The following is a 15,558-nucleotide window of genomic DNA, read 5'->3' as shown; positions in this document are numbered from 1 at the left end:
GATGAACGAACAGACCTGGATGCTCTTCGGCGGGATCGGCGCGCTGCTGCTGCTCGCCTCGCTGGTCGGCTTCGTCCTCAAGTGGCGCGCTGGCCCCGGCCCGAATGCGGTGATCGACAACCTGAACGCGCGGATCAACGCCTGGTGGGCGATGGTCCTGGTGATCGGTTTCGCCTTCTGGCTTGGCCAGGCGGCGGTGATCCTGCTGTTCTACGGCGTGTCGTTCTACGCCCTGCGCGAGTTCATCACCCTCACCCCGACCCGGCGCAGCGACTACCCGGCGCTGGTGGCGGCGTTCTACTTCGTGCTGCCGATGCAGTACCTGCTGATCTACATCGACTGGTACAGCATGTTCTCGATCTTCATCCCGGTGTACGTGTTCCTGCTGTTGCCGATCCTCGCCTCGCTGGGCGGCGACACCAAGCACTTCCTCGAGCGCGCCTCGAAAGTGCAGTGGGGCCTGATGCTGGCGGTGTTCTGTATCTCCTTCGTGCCGGCGCTGCTGACCCTCGACATCCCCGGCTTCGAGGGGCGCAACCTGCTGCTGATCGCCTATCTGGTGATCGTCGTGCAGCTCTCCGACGTGATGCAGTACATCTGCGGCAAGCTGTTCGGCAAGCGCAAGATCGCTCCCAACCTGTCGCCGTCGAAGACCGTCGAAGGCTTCGTCGGCGGTATCGCCCTGGCCACCGCCATCGGCGCCTCGCTGTGGTGGATCACGCCGTTCAACCTCTGGCAGGCGGCGCTGATCGCGCTGCTGATCAACCTGCTGGGTTTCTTCGGCGGCCTGGTGATGTCGGCGATCAAGCGCGACCGTGGGGTCAAGGACTGGGGGCACATGATCGAAGGTCACGGTGGCATGCTCGACCGCCTGGACTCGGTGTGCTTCGCCGCGCCGATCTTCTTCCACGTGGTGCGCTACTGGTGGACCCCCTGAGGTTCGCCTGGCGCCGAGGGGAGCGGGGCGGTTGCCGATGGCGGCCGCCCCGTTGCCGTTTCCCCACCGTGTAGGCAGCCAGGAAATTGCGAGCGATAGAGACCCGTAGGGCGAATACCGCCACAGGCGGTATCCGCCGATACCCCGGATAAGCGGCGGATAACCGCAAGCGGTGATTCGCCCTACAACCAGGCTCCGGCATATGGGGGCGTGCAGGCACGAAGTCATGCTCGCCACTCCACGTGGGCAGCGAATCCGCCCGGTCAGGAGATCGAGCGAAATCGTTGCGGAGGGGACGAGTGGACGGCATCTATCGAGTACCGCAGCTTCACTGCCTCAGAGATTGACCAGGCGCATGCCTTCCTCGCTATAGCGACTGCCGGCGACCGCCTCGGCGGGGAAGATCGCATCCAGCTCGGCCAGTTCCGCCGCGCTCAGGCGCAGTTCCGTCGCGGCGACGTTCTCCTCCAGGTAGCGCCGCTGCTTGGTGCCGGGAATCGGGATCAGGTCATCGCCCTGCGCCAGCACCCAGGCCAGCGCCAGTTGCGAGGGTTTCACGCCCTTGGCCGCGGCCAGTTCGCCGACCTTGTCCACCAGCTTCAGGTTCTTCGCGAAGTTCTCGCCCTGGAAGCGTGGGCTGAAACGACGGTAGTCGTCGGTGGCGAAGTCTTCCGGGCGCTTCAGGGTGCCGGTAAGGAAACCTCGGCCCAGCGGGCTGTAGGGGACGAAGGCGATGCCCAGGCGACGGCAGGCGGCGAGCACCCCGGTGTCCTCCGGATCGCGGGTCCACAGCGAGTACTCGCTCTGCAACGCGCTGATCGGGTGCACCCGGTGGGCACGCTCGAGGGTTTCCGCCGAGGCTTCGCTGAGACCGATGTGGCGGATCTTGCCGGCCTTCACCAGGTCGGCGAGGGCGCCGACGCTGTCCTCGATGGGCACCTGCGGGTCCATGCGGTGCTGATAGTACAGGTCCAGGCGGTCGGTACCGAGGCGCTTCAGGCTGCCTTCGATGGCGCGGCGGATATACGCCGGGCTGCCGTCGACGCCACGCGCCTGGGGATTGGCAGGGTCGCGGACGATGCCGAACTTGCTGGCCAGGAACACCTGCTCGCGTTTGCCGCGCAGGGCCTCGCCGAGTAGTTCCTCGTTACTGTGCGGGCCGTACATGTCGGCGGTATCGAAGAAGTTCAGCCCGAGTTCCACGGCGCGATGCAGGGTGGCGATGGCCTCCTGACGGTCGCCGCCGGTGGTGTAGAAGTCGGTCATGCCCATGCAGCCGAGGCCGATGGCGGAGACGGATGGGCCGTTGTGGCCGAGTTGACGGGTTTTCATGTGTCGAGCCTCGCGGGAGGGAAGGAAAACGCCGTCATTCTTCGCTCCGCATTGGTCTGGATAAAGCCCATAATTACGGTTTTACCATTCGTATTTTCCAAATAATCGAGGGTGTCCGATGGATCGTTTCCAGGCCATGCAGGCCTTCACCCGCATCGTCGAGCTGGGCGCCTTCGGCAAGGCCGCGGACAGCCTGGAGCTGCCGCGCGCCAGCGTGACCCAGGCGATCCAGCAACTGGAGGCGCACCTTGGCGTGCAGTTGCTGCAGCGCACCACCCGGCAGGTCAGCCTGACCCTGGACGGGCAGGCCTACTACGAGCGTTGCGTGCGCTTGCTGGCGGACCTGGAGGAGGCGGAAAGCTGCTTTCCACGCGTCCTGAACAACCCGCGCGGGCGCTTGCGGGTCGACCTGCCGGGCGCACTGGGGCGGATGCGGGTGATTCCGTTCCTGCCGGAGTTCTGCGAGCGTTACCCGGAACTGGAGCTGCAGTTGAGCAGCAACGATCGCCTGGTCGACCTGCTGCGCGAGGGTGCGGACTGCGTGCTGCGGGTCGGCGAGCTGCACGATTCCAGCCTGGTCGGCCGGCACCTGGCCGAGCTGCCGCAGGTGACCTGCGCCAGCGCTGCCTACCTGGAGCGTCATGGCCATCCGCGGCAGCTCGCCGAACTCGGCGGGCACCTGGCGGTGAACTACCAATCGCCTTCCAGCGGGCGTACCTTCGACTTCGAGTTCAGGGTCGACGGGCGCCTGCGCACGTTGCCGATGCGCAGCCGGGTCAGCGTCAACAACGCCGATGCCTACGTCGCCGCCTGCCGGGCCGGGCTCGGACTGATCCAGGCGCCGCACTATCACGTCGCCGCCGGCCTGGCCGACGGCAGCCTCCGACAAGTGCTCGGCGAATGGTTGCCGCCATCGCTGCCGCTGCATGCCGTGTATCCCTCGCAGCGCCAGTTGTCGCCGCGGGTGAGGGTGTTCGTCGACTGGCTGGTGGAACTGTTCGGTCGCCAGGCGGCCGGCGAGACGCAATGAGACGCAGGCTTTCCGGGCGAAGATTTTTCTCGATTTCGCCGGGAGAACCTCGTTAGGATCGGCAGCCTTGGCCTGTCGAGCAGGGACGTTCGTCCGAGTTCCGGATGCCCGCTGCCGCCAGGCCGCACTCATTCGAACAAGAATAAGGATGGCTGATGGAAAGTTTGCAGAAGTGGGTGGTCGACCTGAACGGCGTGGTCTGGGGGCCGTTGATGCTGGTGCTGATACTCGGCACCGGCCTGTACCTGATGCTGGGGTTGAAGTTCATGCCCCTGGTGCGCCTGGGAGTCGGCTTTCGCCTGCTCTGGCAGGGGCGTAGCAAGGATGACGAGAGCAGCGGCGAGATCAGTCCGTTCCAGGCGCTGATGACCTGCCTGGCGGCCACCGTCGGTACCGGCAACATCGCCGGGGTGGCCACGGCGATCTTCCTCGGCGGCCCGGGCGCGCTGTTCTGGATGTGGTGCACCGCGCTGGTGGGAATGGCCACCAAGTTCTCCGAAGTGGTGCTGGCGGTGCACTACCGCGAGAAGGATGAGCGCAACGAACACGTCGGCGGTCCGATGTATGCCATCAAGAACGGTCTGGGCAAGCGCTGGGCCTGGCTCGGCGCGGCCTTCGCGTTGTTCGGCGGGCTCGCCGGCTTCGGTATCGGCAACATGGTCCAGGTCAACAGCATGGCCGATGCCCTGGAGGTTTCCTTCGGCGTGCCCGACTGGGTCACCGGGGTCGCCACCATGCTCGTCACCGGGCTGGTGATCCTTGGCGGCATCCGCCGTATCGGCAAGGTCGCCGAAGCCCTGGTACCGTTCATGTGCGTCGGCTACATCGTCGCCTCGGTGATCGTCCTGGTGGTCCATGCCGAGGCGATTCCCGGCGCGTTCCAACTGATCTTCACCCACGCCTTCACGCCGATCGCCGCCACCGGCGGCTTCGCCGGCGCAGCGGTGATGGCGGCGATCCGTTTCGGCGTCGCACGCGGGATCTTCTCCAACGAGGCCGGCCTCGGCACCGCCGGCATCGCCCAGGCCGCCGGCACGACCCATAGCGCGGTGCGTTCGGGCCTGATCGGTATGCTCGGCACCTTCATCGATACCCTGATCATCTGCAGCCTGACCGGCCTGGCGATCATCACCTCGGGCGTCTGGACCAGCGGCGCCAGCGGCGCGGCGCTGTCCTCGGCGGCGTTCGAGGCGGCGATGCCGGGCGTCGGCCACTACATCCTGTCGCTGGCCCTGGTGGTGTTCGCCTATACCACCATCCTTGGCTGGAGCTACTACGGCGAGCGCTGCTGGGAGTACCTGATGGGCACCCGGGCGATCCTGCCGTTCCGGATCGTCTGGACCCTGGCGATTCCGTTCGGCGCCATGACCCAATTGGACTTCGCCTGGCTGGTGGCGGATACCCTCAACGCGCTGATGGCGATTCCCAACCTGATCGCCTTGCTGCTGCTGAGTCCGGTGGTGTTCCGCCTGACCCGGGAGTATTTCGCCAAGGCCAGGAGCTGAGCCGCAGGGGACGGCGGCGCTCAAACCCGAGGTTTTCGCTCGGGTAAAGCGTGCTAGCATCGTCGCCGGCCCCGAATGCTTCCGCCGCCGGCCACAGGGCCGGCGGCTTCTCACTGACTAGAAGGATCAACGCAATGGCTCAAGTGACTCTCAAGGGCAACCCGGTCAACGTCGATGGCCAGCTCCCGCAGAAAGGCGCCCAGGCTCCGGCCTTCAGCCTGGTCGGCGGCGACCTCGCCGACGTGACCCTGGAAAACTTCGCCGGCAAGCGCAAGGTGCTGAACATCTTCCCCAGCGTCGACACCCCGACCTGCGCCACCTCGGTGCGCAAGTTCAACGTCGAGGCCGGCAAGCTGGCCAACACCGTGGTGCTGTGCATCTCCGCCGACCTGCCGTTCGCGCAGAAGCGCTTCTGCGGTGCCGAAGGCCTGGAGAACGTAGTCAACCTGTCGACCCTGCGCGGTCGCGAGTTCCTCGAGAACTATGGCGTGGCCATCGCCAGCGGCCCGCTGGCCGGCCTGGCCGCCCGCGCCGTGGTGGTGCTCGACGAGCAGAACAAGGTGCTGCACAGCGAACTGGTCGGCGAAATCGCCGACGAGCCGAACTACGCGGCGGCCCTGGCGGTTCTCTGAGCCCCACGACCAACCCGCTTCGTCCCATGACCGTCAGCCTGCCTGGCTGGTAACGGGCGAACCCGAATCCCTTGGCTGCTCGCCTCGGGTCATGAGCAGGGCGGATGATCGCGGCGCGGTCATCCGCCCTGCGTCGTAGAGACGCAGCGCTAGCGCATGGCGACCTGGTGGCGCCGGCTGACGCTGGCGAAGGCGCTCCGGAACGCCTGCATCTCTTCCTCGCTGCCTACCGTCACGCGGACCCAGTTGGGCCAGGAAGCCCACGGGCGGCCGACGTGCACCCGCTGTTTCTCCAGTTCGGCGATGACCAGCTCGGCGGGGCGGCGCATATCCACCATGAAACAGTTGGACTGCGAGGCGGTGCAGCGGAAGCCCTGCTGGCGCAGCCAGGCGATGGTGCGCTCGCGGACCTCTGCGTTCTGCTGCTTGCGCCGTGGCACCAGGTCGTCGTCACGCAGGCTTTCCAGCCTGGCGTGGGCGGTCGGCGAGGGCACCACGTTGTGGCCGCCGAAGCGCTCCAGCCGCGCCAGCAGCTGCGGATGCCCGATGGCCAGGCCGAGCCGGGCGCCGGCCATCCCGTAGAGTTTCGAGAAGGTACGCAGGACCAGCACATCCTGGCGCTGGACGGCCAGGCCGACGACGCTGGGTGCGTCGGAAAAATGGATATACGCCTCGTCGACCAGCACCACGCTGTGCTCGGGCTTGCGTTCGATCGCCCTGACGATCCGCTCGTGCGGGGTGAGGGTGCCGGTCGGGTTGTTCGGGTTGCAGATATAGATCAGCCCGGCGTCCCGTTGCGCGGCGGCGAGCATGCGCTCGATGTCGTGGGCCGCCTCGGCGTCCAGCGGCACGGCAGCGACCTTCGCCCCCTGGGCCTGGGCGGCGCCGACCACGGAGTCGTAGGAGGGATCGGCGATGACCAGGCCGCGCTCCTTGCCGGTGAACGCCGCGACGGCGTATTGCAGCGGCTGGCGCGAGCCGCAGTAGGCGTGCACGCATTCGGCGGGGATGCCGTTCTGCTTGGCGAACAGGCCGACCAGGGCGTCCTGCGCGTCGTAGTCGTAGCGGCCGCAGAGCGCGGCCGCCCGCTGCATGGCGGCCCTGGCCTTGGCGGAGGGGCCGTAGGGGCTTTCGTTGAAATCCAGGAAGGTCTCTTGCGGCTTGCCGGCGGCGCTTGTCGCGCCGCTCCCGGCGAAGGCTCGCGGGCTCAGCAGGATGCTGCTGGAGGCCAGGGCGGTCAGGGTCACGAACGAACGACGACTCAAAGCGGGCATAGCTTCACCTCCGTGTACCGAATGGGATATGCGTGCGGTGGGTTCCTCTCGGGCGTGTGTCACCAGAGTGGATAACGAGGAGGGAGCCGGTCCGTTTATGGTGGCGTGATAATGGCGCCGGAATATCGGCGGGCGATCTTCGGATTGCGCACCAGGCGCTCCCCGGCGGCTCGCCGCCCGGGAGCGCCGCGCGGGTTCAGAGCGTGAGGGTGAAGCGCCCGGTCAGCGCGCCCGGCAGGTGCATCGAGTCGGTCTGGCGTTCGCCGTAGGTATTGCTGGACAGGCGCAGTTCGCGCTCGTGGCCGAGGTCTTCCAGGTGGGCGCCGAGGAAACTGTACAGGCTGTCGTCGAAGCGCATGGTGCTGACCGGTGCCCGGATCTGGCCGTTTTCCACCCAGAAGGTGGCGAAGCGGGTCATTCCGGTCAGGCGCGCGGCGGGCATGTCCGAGTAGTTCAGGTACCACAGGTTGCCGATGTACAGGCCGGTATCCAGGGCCTCGAGGATGCGCGCCTGCTCCAGGCTGCCGCCGGCCATGTCCAGCGCCGTGGGTGCCTCGTTGGCCCCGGCACCATTGGCTACCAGGCCGTATTCGCGGGCGCTGCGCGAACTCACCAGGCGTCCGCTCAGGCGGCCGTTGCCGACCAGTTCGACCTCGGCGCGCGGCGAGCCTTCCGCGCTGAATGCCGGGGAGGGCGAGGTGGCAGGGCGCTCGGCGAGGTTCAGCAGCGGGCTGAGCAGGGCGTCGCCGTTCTGCAGGCGTTGCAGGGGGCTTTCGCCGGTAGCCAGGGCGCGCGCGGAGAAACCGCCCCAGCAGAGCATCTGCATGACTTCCTCGAGCGCCGCCGGCGCCAGGTAGGCGCGGTAGTCGCCGGGGCGCAACTGGCGCAGCGGCTTGCCCAGGTGGCCGAGCTGTTCCCGGGCCCGTTCGAAGCGTCGGGCGAAGGCTTCGTCGTCCCAGCGCTGGCCGGCGTAGTCGGCCTTCACCGCCTGGCCGTTGCCATGGAACAGGCTCCAGTCGAAATTGAAGCTGCTGCCGGCATGCCAGCCGAAGGCGCCCCAGGAGTTGGCGAAGCCACGGAACAGCGGTCCGGCGGCATAGATGCCGACCAGGTCGAGGTCGCGCGCCTGGCGTTCGAGGCTGGCCAGCAGCGCGCCGCTGTCGGGCGCTTCGCCGAGGTCCTGGTGCTCTCGCTGCCAGGCCGAGGTGTCGAGCAGCAGATAGGGATCGGCGGGAATCCAGGCCAGGCTCTGGCGCAGTTGCCGAAGGCCTTCGGCCAGACGCTGGCGGTCTTCTTCCGGCGCGCCGGAGAGCGTCAGGTCGAGGCTCGCCTGGCGTTCGTCGCGGATCAGCCGGAGCAGCGCGCTGGCCTGGCGCACCCGGCCGGCCTGGCGCACCCGCGCCCGGTTGAAGCGGATGAACTCGGAGTCCTCGGCGCTGTACCAGAGGGTGAAGTCCTCGCCCTCGGCCAGATGCCGGCGCAGGTCCTCGGCGAGGGCTTCGAAATGCTGTCTCTGGTGCATCAGGCGTCTCCCCCGAATACGTCCACATCGCTGAATACGCAGGCCGGCGAGGCGTGGCCGACACGGATCACCTGGTTCGGCTCGCCCTTGCCGCAGTAGGGGGTGCCGAGCACCTCGAAGGTGCCGGCGTCGCCCACCGCGCTGAGGTTGCGCCAGAACTGCGCGGAGATGCCCCGGTAGTTGGGGTTCTTCACCACGCCCTTGAGTTCGCCGTCCTCGATCAACTGGCCCCATTCGCAGCCGAACTGGAACTTGTTGCGTGCGTCGTCGATCGACCAGGAGCGGTTGTAGGACATCAGCACCCCGCGCTCGATACCGCCCACCAGTTGGGCGAAGCTCTTGTCGCCGGGCTCCAGGTTGAGATTGGCCATGCGGTCGATGGGCGCGCGGTTCCAACTGCTGGCGCGGCTGTTGGCGACGCCCTCCAGGCCGCTGCGGTGTTGTGACAGGGCGCCGCCGAGCGGACGCAGCAGGCGGCCTTCGCGGATCAGGTATTCCTTGCGCGCGGGGCTGCCGTCGTCGTCCTGGCGGTAGCTGGCCAGCTCCTCGGGGATTTCCGGGTCGAAGCTGACGTTGAGCAGGCTGGAGCCGTACTGGTAGCGACCGAAGTCCTCGGTCTTGATGAAGCTGGTACCGGCGTAGTTGCGCTCGTCGCCGAGGATGCGATCCAGCTCCAGCGGGTGGCCGATCGACTCGTGGATCTGCAGGATCATCTGGTCCGGCATCAGCAGCAGGTCGCAGCGGCCGCTCGGGGTGTTCGGCGCCGCCAGCAGTTGCAGGGCCTGGTCGGCGATGCGCGGCGCGGCGCCGACCAGGCCGAGGCGCTCGATCACTTCGGCGCCGCCCTGCTGGCCGGCATGGTGCCCGCCGAAACTGCGGGTCTGGCTGTCATGGCCGTCGTAGGCGGTGACGCTGGCGCCGGGATAGACGAAGCGCTGCTCGTGGTACTGCTCGGCGCCGGCGCTGTTCAGGTAGAGCTGTTCCTGGCGACTGACTTCGAGGAATACGCTCCAGTTCACCAGCCGCTCGTCGCGCGGTACCTTGGCGGACTCCTCGGCGAGCAGTTCGTAGCACTCGGCGAGGGAGGGGAAGGGAGCGTCCTGGTTCGGCGAGCGATACTGCGAGCGGCCGCTTGCCGGCGGCAATCCGCGGACGTCGACCAGGGCATGCCGGGCGATGAGCTCGGCTTGCCGTTCGGCCTGCTCCAGGGCGGTTTGCAGGCCGGCCGGGGAGAGATCGTTGGTGGCGGCGTAGGCTTCCACGCCGTTCAAGCGTACGCAGAGCATGGCGCCGCGGTCCTGGCTGAAGTGCGGTGGCTCGCTGACGTTGCGGCGCACCGAGAGGTACTCGCCGCTACGCTGGACGTAGCGCAAGGAGTGGAATTCGGCGCGACTGCGGAGCGCCGCGAACCGCTGTTGCAACTGGTCGATCATCTGTGCGTCCCTGGCCGATTGCGGAGTGGGCGGATGGAGAGCGCTCTATTTCAAGCCTTCGCCCGTAACGGAGCAAGCCGTTTGTTGTCATAGCCTGGTGCCAGGCTGCGGGTGGCTCGCCGAAGCATGCGGGCGGAATGCCTAACTATCGGTAAAGCAAGGGTAAATAGCGGGTAAAGAGGCTTTGCCTGGGCCCCCGCAATGCTTATCGTGCAGCCTGGAAAAAGCGCCTCCGTTCTAAGCCTGAAGAAGAACCATGACTCCAACGACCGGTAAATCCAAGTTCCGTACCCTGCGCCCGTGGCTGATCACCGCCCTGGCCTTCGCCGCCGTGATCGGCCTGGTGATGTGGCTGGCGGCGCCCGCCTCGGCGCCGTCATCCGACGGGCGACCCGGTCGCGGCGGCAAGCCGGGCGCCGCGCTGCCCAAGGCCAACGCGCTCACCGTCGGCGTGGCCAGGGTGGAGCAGGGCGACCTGGCGCTGCATTTCAACGCGCTTGGCACCGTCACCGCCTTCAACACGGTGAATGTCAAGCCGCGGGTCAACGGCGAGCTGGTCAAGGTGCTGTTCCAGGAGGGGCAGGAGGTCAAGGCCGGCGACCTGCTTGCGGTGGTCGACCCGCGTACCTACAAGGCGGCGCTGGCCCAGGCCGAGGGCACGCTGATGCAGAACCAGGCGCAGCTGAAGAACGCCGAGATCGACCTGCAGCGCTACAAGGGGTTGTACGCCGAGGACTCGATCGCCAAGCAGACCCTGGATACCCAGGAAGCCCAGGTCCGCCAGTTGCAGGGCACCATCCGTACCAACCAGGGCCAGGTCGACGACGCCCGCCTCAACCTGACCTTCACCGAGGTCCGCGCACCGATTTCCGGGCGCCTCGGCCTGCGCCAGGTGGACATCGGCAACCTGGTCACCAGCGGCGATACCACGCCGCTGGTGGTGATCACCCAGGTCAAGCCGATCTCGGTGGTGTTCAGCCTGCCGCAGCAGCAGATCGGCACCGTCGTCGAGCAGATGAACGGCCCCGGCAAGCTGGCGGTCACCGCGCTGGACCGCAACCAGGACAAGGTTCTCGCCGAAGGCACCCTGACCACCCTGGACAACCAGATCGATACCACCACCGGTACGGTCAAGCTCAAGGCGCGCTTCGAGAACGCCGACGGCAAGCTGTTCCCCAACCAGTTCGTCAACGTGCGCCTGCTGGCGCAGACCCTCAAGGGCGTGCTGACCATTCCGGCCAACGCCGTGCAGCGCGGCACCAACGGCATCTATGTGTACGTGGTCGGCGCCGACAACAAGGTCAGCCAGCGCAGCGTCGCCATCGGTACCAGCGAGAACGAGCGGGTGGTGGTGGAAAGCGGCCTGAAGGCCGGCGAGCAGGTGGTGGTGGAAGGCACCGACCGCCTGCGCGACGGTATGGAAGTGCGTGTCGCCGAGGCTTCCCCGCAGGTCCTCGAGGGCGAGCCGCAGAAACCGCAGACTGGCCGCCCCAGCGGCCTCCAGGGCGACTCGGTGGGTAGCGGGAGCGCTGAATGAACCCGTCCCGCCCGTTCATCCTGCGGCCGGTCGCGACCACCCTGCTGATGGTGGCGATCCTGCTCTCGGGCCTGATCGCCTACCGCTTCCTGCCGATCTCGGCATTGCCGGAAGTGGACTACCCGACCATCCAGGTGGTCACCCTGTACCCCGGCGCCAGCCCGGAGATCATGACCTCGTCGATCACCGCGCCGCTGGAGAACCAGCTCGGGCAGATTCCGGGGCTCAACGAGATGTCTTCCAGCAGTTCCGGCGGCGCCTCGGTGATCACCCTGCAATTCAGCCTGCAGAGCAACCTCGATGTCGCCGAGCAGGAGGTCCAGGCGGCGATCAACGCTGCGCAGAGCCTGCTGCCCAACGACCTGCCGAACCAGCCGGTGTTCAGCAAGGTGAACCCGGCGGACGCGCCGATCCTGACCCTGGCGGTGATGTCCGACGGCATGCCGCTGCCGCAGATCCAGGACCTGGTGGATACCCGCCTGGCACAGAAGATCTCGCAGATCTCCGGGGTCGGCCTGGTCAGCATCAGCGGCGGCCAGCGCCCGGCGGTGCGGGTGCGCGCCAACCCGACGGCGCTGGCGGCGGCCGGGCTGAGCCTGGAGGACCTGCGCAGCACGGTGACCAGCAACAACCTCAACGGCCCCAAGGGCAGCTTCGACGGCCCGACCCGGGCCTCGACCCTGGACGCCAACGACCAGTTGCGCTCGGCCGATGCCTACCGCGACCTGATCATCGCCTACAAGAACGGCTCGCCGCTGCGCATCCGCGACGTCGCCAGCGTCGAGGACGACGCCGAGAACGTGCGCCTGGCCGCCTGGGCCAACAACCTGCCGGCGGTGGTGCTGAACATCCAGCGCCAGCCGGGGGCCAACGTGATCGAGGTGGTCGACCGGATCAAGGCGCTGTTGCCGCAGCTGCAGTCGACCCTGCCGGGCAATCTCGACGTGCAGGTGCTGACCGACCGCACCACCACCATCCGCGCCTCGGTCAAGGACGTGCAGTTCGAGCTGGCGCTGGCGGTGGCGCTGGTGGTGATGGTCACCTTCCTGTTCCTGCGCAACGTCTACGCCACCCTGATTCCCAGCTTCGCCGTGCCGTTGTCGCTGATCGGCACCTTCGGCGTGATGTACCTGTCCGGCTTCTCGATCAACAACCTGACCCTGATGGCGCTGACCATCGCCACCGGCTTCGTGGTCGACGACGCGATCGTCATGGTGGAGAACATCGCCCGCTACCTGGAGCAGGGCGACTCGCCGCTGGAAGCGGCGCTCAAGGGCTCGAAGCAGATCGGCTTCACCATCATCTCGCTGACCTTCTCGCTGATCGCCGTGCTGATCCCGCTGCTGTTCATGGGCGACGTCGCCGGGCGGCTGTTCCGCGAGTTCGCCATCACCCTGGCGGTGGCGATCCTGATTTCCGGCTTCGTCTCCCTGACCCTTACGCCGATGCTCAGTGCCAAGCTGCTGCGCCACATCGACGAGGACCAGCAAGGCCGCTTCGCGCGCGCCGCGGGACGGGTCATCGATGGCCTGATCGCACAGTACGCCAAGGCCTTGCGGGTGGTCCTGCGGCACCAGCCGCTGACCCTGCTGGTGGCCATCGCCACCCTGGCGCTGACCGCGCTGCTCTACCTGGCCATGCCCAAGGGCTTCTTCCCGGTGCAGGACACCGGGGTGATCCAGGGCGTCGCCGAAGCGCCGCAGTCGATCTCCTTCCAGGCCATGTCCGAGCGCCAGCGCGCCCTTGCCGAGGTGGTGCTGAAGGACCCGGCGGTGGCCAGCCTGTCCTCCTACATCGGCGTCGACGGCAGCAACCCGACCCTCAACACCGGCCGCCTGCTGATCAACCTCAAGCCGCACAGCGAGCGCGACGTCACCGCCAGCGAAGTGATCCAGCGCCTGCAGCCGGAACTCGACCAACTGCCCGGGATCAAGCTTTACATGCAGCCGGTGCAGGACCTGACCATCGAAGACCGGGTCGCCCGCACCCAGTACCAGTTCACCTTGCAGGACGCCGACCCGGACGTGCTCGCCGAGTGGGTGCCGAAGCTGGTGGCGCGGCTTCAGGAGTTGCCGCAGCTCGCCGACGTCGCCAGCGACTGGCAGGACAAGGGCTTGCAGGCCTACCTGAACATCGACCGCGACACCGCCTCGCGCCTAGGCGTGAAGCTCTCCGACATCGACAGCGTGCTCTACAACGCCTTCGGCCAGCGACTGATCTCGACCATCTTCACCCAGGCCACCCAGTACCGCGTGGTGCTGGAGGTGGCGCCGCAGTTCCAGCTCGGCCCGCAGGCCCTGGAGCAGCTCTACGTGCCCTCCAGCGACGGCACCCAGGTGCGCCTGTCGAGCCTGGCGAAGGTGGAGGAGCGGCATACCCTGCTGGCGATCAACCATATCGCCCAGTTCCCCTCGGCGACCCTGTCGTTCAACCTGGCCAAGGGTTACTCCCTGGGCGAGGCGGTCGAGGCGATCCGTGGCGTCGAGGCCAGCCTGGAGCTGCCGCTGAGCATGCAGGGCAGCTTCCGTGGCGCGGCGCTGGCCTTCGAGGCTTCGCTGTCGAACACGCTGCTGCTGATCCTCGCCTCGGTGGTGACCATGTACATCGTCCTGGGCATCCTCTACGAGAGCTTCATCCATCCGGTGACCATCCTCTCGACCCTGCCCTCGGCCGGGGTCGGCGCGCTGCTGGCGCTGATGCTGGCTGGGCAGGAGATCGGCATCGTGGCGATCATCGGCATCATCCTGCTGATCGGCATCGTCAAGAAGAACGCGATCATGATGATCGACTTCGCCCTCGACGCCGAGCGCAACGAAGGCAAGCCGCCCCATGAGGCGATCTACCAGGCCTGCCTGCTGCGCTTCCGGCCGATCCTGATGACCACCATGGCCGCGCTGCTCGGCGCGCTGCCGCTGATGCTCGCCGGCGGTGCCGGCGCCGAGCTGCGCCAGCCGCTGGGCATCACCATGGTCGGCGGCCTGCTGCTGAGCCAGGTCCTGACCCTGTTCACCACCCCGGTGATCTATCTCTACTTCGACCGCCTGGCCCGTCGCTGGGCGGCCTGGCGCAAGCAGCGCGGGCTGGACCTGAACACCGAGGCCGGGTTCGACGGGGACGCCGGGCGATGAGCCTGTCCACGCCCTTCATCCGCCGCCCGGTCGCCACCACGCTGCTGACCCTGGCGTTGCTGCTGGCCGGCACCCTGTCGTTCGGCCTGCTGCCGGTGGCGCCGCTGCCCAACGTCGACTTTCCGGCCATCGTGGTCAGCGCCAGCCTGCCGGGCGCCAGCCCGGAAACCATGGCCTCGTCGGTGGCCACGCCGCTGGAGCGCTCGCTGGGGCGGATCGCCGGGATCAGCGAGATGACCTCCAGCAGTTCGCTGGGCTCGACCACCGTGGTGCTCGTGTTCGACCTGGAGAAGGACATCGACGGCGCCGCCCGCGAGGTGCAGGCGGCGATCAACGGCGCGATGAGCCTGCTGCCCAGCGGTATGCCGAACAATCCCAGCTACCGCAAGGCCAACCCCTCGGACATGCCGATCATGGTCCTCACCCTGACCTCGGAGACCCAGAGTCGCGGCGAGATGTACGACCTCGCCTCGACCGTGCTGGCGCCCAAGCTGTCGCAGGTGCAGGGGGTAGGGCAGGTGAGCATCGGCGGCAGCTCGCTGCCGGCGGTGCGGGTCGACCTCAACCCGGATGCCATGAGCCAGTACGGGCTGTCCCTGGACAGCGTGCGCACGGCCATCGCCGCGGCCAACAGCAACGGCCCCAAGGGCGCCGTCGAGAAGGACGACAAGCACTGGCAGGTGGACGCCAACGACCAGTTGCGCAAGGCCCGCGAGTACGAGCCGCTGGTGATCCACTACAACGCCGACAACGGCGCCGCGGTGCGCCTCGGCGACGTGGCCAAGGTCAGCGACTCGGTGGAGGACGTGCGCAACGCCGGCTTCTCCGACGACCTGCCGGCGGTGCTGCTGATCGTCACCCGCCAGCCCGGCGCCAACATCATCGAGGCCACCGACGCCATCCACGCGCAACTGCCGGTGTTGCAGGAACTGCTCGGGCCGCAGGTCAAGCTGAACGTGATGGACGATCGCAGCCCGTCGATCCGCGCGTCGCTGGAAGAGGCCGAGCTGACCCTGCTGATCTCGGTGGCGCTGGTGATCCTGGTAGTCTTCCTGTTCCTGCGCAACGGCCGCGCCACGCTGATCCCCAGCCTGGCGGTGCCGGTCTCGCTGATCGGCACCTTCGCGGTCATGTACCTGTGCGACTTCAGCCTGAACAACCTGTCGCTGATGGCGCTGATCATCGCCACCGGCTTCGTGGTGGACGACGCCATCGTGGTGGTGGAGAA

General features: G+C 67.4%; 10 protein-coding genes and 1 pseudogene. 7 read left to right on the top strand and 4 right to left on the bottom strand.

From position 1 onward, the window contains the following. The first annotated feature begins 1 nt into the window (after position 1). A complete protein-coding gene (locus tag HMPREF2886_RS20075; RefSeq protein ID WP_003089962.1) occupies positions 2-937 on the top strand; it encodes a phosphatidate cytidylyltransferase in 936 nt (311 codons plus the stop codon). Positions 938-1,273: 336 nt separating this feature from the next. Here the strand turns inward: HMPREF2886_RS20075 and HMPREF2886_RS20070 are convergent, their stop codons facing one another. Beyond that, entirely contained in the window at positions 1,274-2,269 is a 996-nt protein-coding gene (locus tag HMPREF2886_RS20070; protein WP_039027395.1) for an aldo/keto reductase, read from the bottom strand. Positions 2,270-2,387: 118 nt separating this feature from the next. Here HMPREF2886_RS20070 and HMPREF2886_RS20065 point away from each other — a divergent pair, with 118 nt between their 5' ends. The 3 genes from HMPREF2886_RS20065 to tpx all read left to right on the top strand — a co-directional run bounded on the left by HMPREF2886_RS20065 (position 2,388) and on the right by tpx (position 5,436). After that, on the top strand, positions 2,388-3,299 hold the full coding sequence (locus HMPREF2886_RS20065) for a LysR family transcriptional regulator (RefSeq protein ID WP_039027394.1): 912 nt from the start codon (positions 2,388-2,390) through the stop codon (positions 3,297-3,299). A 155-nt stretch (positions 3,300-3,454) separates the two neighbouring features. After that, on the top strand, positions 3,455-4,804 hold the full coding sequence (locus tag HMPREF2886_RS20060; RefSeq protein WP_039027393.1) for an alanine/glycine:cation symporter family protein: 1,350 nt from the start codon (positions 3,455-3,457) through the stop codon (positions 4,802-4,804). 134 nt (positions 4,805-4,938) lie between these two features. Beyond that, a complete protein-coding gene (gene tpx / locus HMPREF2886_RS20055; RefSeq protein WP_021264872.1) occupies positions 4,939-5,436 on the top strand; it encodes a thiol peroxidase in 498 nt (165 codons plus the stop codon). 149 nt (positions 5,437-5,585) lie between these two features. Here tpx and HMPREF2886_RS20050 read toward each other — a convergent pair whose 3' ends face one another. The 3 genes from HMPREF2886_RS20050 to HMPREF2886_RS20040 all read right to left on the bottom strand — a co-directional run bounded on the left by HMPREF2886_RS20050 (position 5,586) and on the right by HMPREF2886_RS20040 (position 9,665). After that, positions 5,586-6,710: a pyoverdine biosynthesis transaminase PtaA gene (locus HMPREF2886_RS20050; protein ID WP_070748171.1), complete on the bottom strand. Its 1,125-nt coding sequence runs from the start codon at positions 6,708-6,710 to the stop codon at positions 5,586-5,588. A gap of 196 nt (positions 6,711-6,906) precedes the next feature. After that, positions 6,907-8,232: a TldD/PmbA family protein gene (locus tag HMPREF2886_RS20045; protein WP_033978190.1), complete on the bottom strand. Its 1,326-nt coding sequence runs from the start codon at positions 8,230-8,232 to the stop codon at positions 6,907-6,909. Continuing rightward, positions 8,232-9,665 carry a TldD/PmbA family protein gene (locus tag HMPREF2886_RS20040; protein ID WP_033978191.1) on the bottom strand — a complete coding sequence of 478 codons (1,434 nt, stop codon included), beginning with the start codon at positions 9,663-9,665 and terminating at the stop codon, positions 8,232-8,234. Before HMPREF2886_RS20040 ends, HMPREF2886_RS20045 begins: the two co-directional genes overlap by 1 nt. 256 nt (positions 9,666-9,921) lie before the next feature. Here HMPREF2886_RS20040 and muxA point away from each other — a divergent pair, with 256 nt between their 5' ends. The 3 genes and pseudogenes from muxA to muxC all read left to right on the top strand — a co-directional run. Beyond that, positions 9,922-11,202, top strand: coding sequence for a multidrug efflux RND transporter periplasmic adaptor subunit MuxA (gene muxA / locus HMPREF2886_RS20035; RefSeq protein WP_003111498.1), 1,281 nt, complete (start codon positions 9,922-9,924; stop codon positions 11,200-11,202). Beyond that, positions 11,199-14,330 carry a multidrug efflux RND transporter permease subunit MuxB gene (gene muxB, locus HMPREF2886_RS20030; protein ID WP_033978192.1) on the top strand — a complete coding sequence of 1,044 codons (3,132 nt, stop codon included), beginning with the start codon at positions 11,199-11,201 and terminating at the stop codon, positions 14,328-14,330. The genes muxA and muxB overlap by 4 nt, the downstream gene beginning before the upstream one ends. After that, a pseudogene (gene muxC / locus HMPREF2886_RS20025) lies at positions 14,327-15,558 on the top strand (multidrug efflux RND transporter permease subunit MuxC); the annotation flags it as partial. The gene muxB and the pseudogene muxC, both read left to right, overlap by 4 nt.

The sequence above is a fragment of the Pseudomonas sp. HMSC066A08 genome, from assembly GCF_001813025.1.
Classification (GTDB): Bacteria; Pseudomonadota; Gammaproteobacteria; order Pseudomonadales; family Pseudomonadaceae; genus Pseudomonas; species Pseudomonas aeruginosa.
This window is presented reverse-complemented; position numbering and strand designations above follow the sequence as displayed.

Bases quoted from the DNA above. Each gene is read 5' to 3' on its own strand.
- HMPREF2886_RS20050 (WP_070748171.1), bottom strand. From the start codon at position 6,710: ATGCCCGCTTTGAGTCGTCGTTCGTTCGTGACCCTGACCGCCCTGGCC.
- tpx (WP_021264872.1), top strand. From the start codon at position 4,939: ATGGCTCAAGTGACTCTCAAGGGCAACCCGGTCAACGTCGATGGCCAG.
- HMPREF2886_RS20065 (WP_039027394.1), top strand. From the start codon at position 2,388: ATGGATCGTTTCCAGGCCATGCAGGCCTTCACCCGCATCGTCGAGCTG.
- HMPREF2886_RS20070 (WP_039027395.1), bottom strand. From the start codon at position 2,269: ATGAAAACCCGTCAACTCGGCCACAACGGCCCATCCGTCTCCGCCATC.
- HMPREF2886_RS20060 (WP_039027393.1), top strand. From the start codon at position 3,455: ATGGAAAGTTTGCAGAAGTGGGTGGTCGACCTGAACGGCGTGGTCTGG.
- HMPREF2886_RS20075 (WP_003089962.1), top strand. From the start codon at position 2: ATGAACGAACAGACCTGGATGCTCTTCGGCGGGATCGGCGCGCTGCTG.
- HMPREF2886_RS20040 (WP_033978191.1), bottom strand. From the start codon at position 9,665: ATGATCGACCAGTTGCAACAGCGGTTCGCGGCGCTCCGCAGTCGCGCC.
- muxB (WP_033978192.1), top strand. From the start codon at position 11,199: ATGAACCCGTCCCGCCCGTTCATCCTGCGGCCGGTCGCGACCACCCTG.
- HMPREF2886_RS20045 (WP_033978190.1), bottom strand. From the start codon at position 8,232: ATGCACCAGAGACAGCATTTCGAAGCCCTCGCCGAGGACCTGCGCCGG.
- muxA (WP_003111498.1), top strand. From the start codon at position 9,922: ATGACTCCAACGACCGGTAAATCCAAGTTCCGTACCCTGCGCCCGTGG.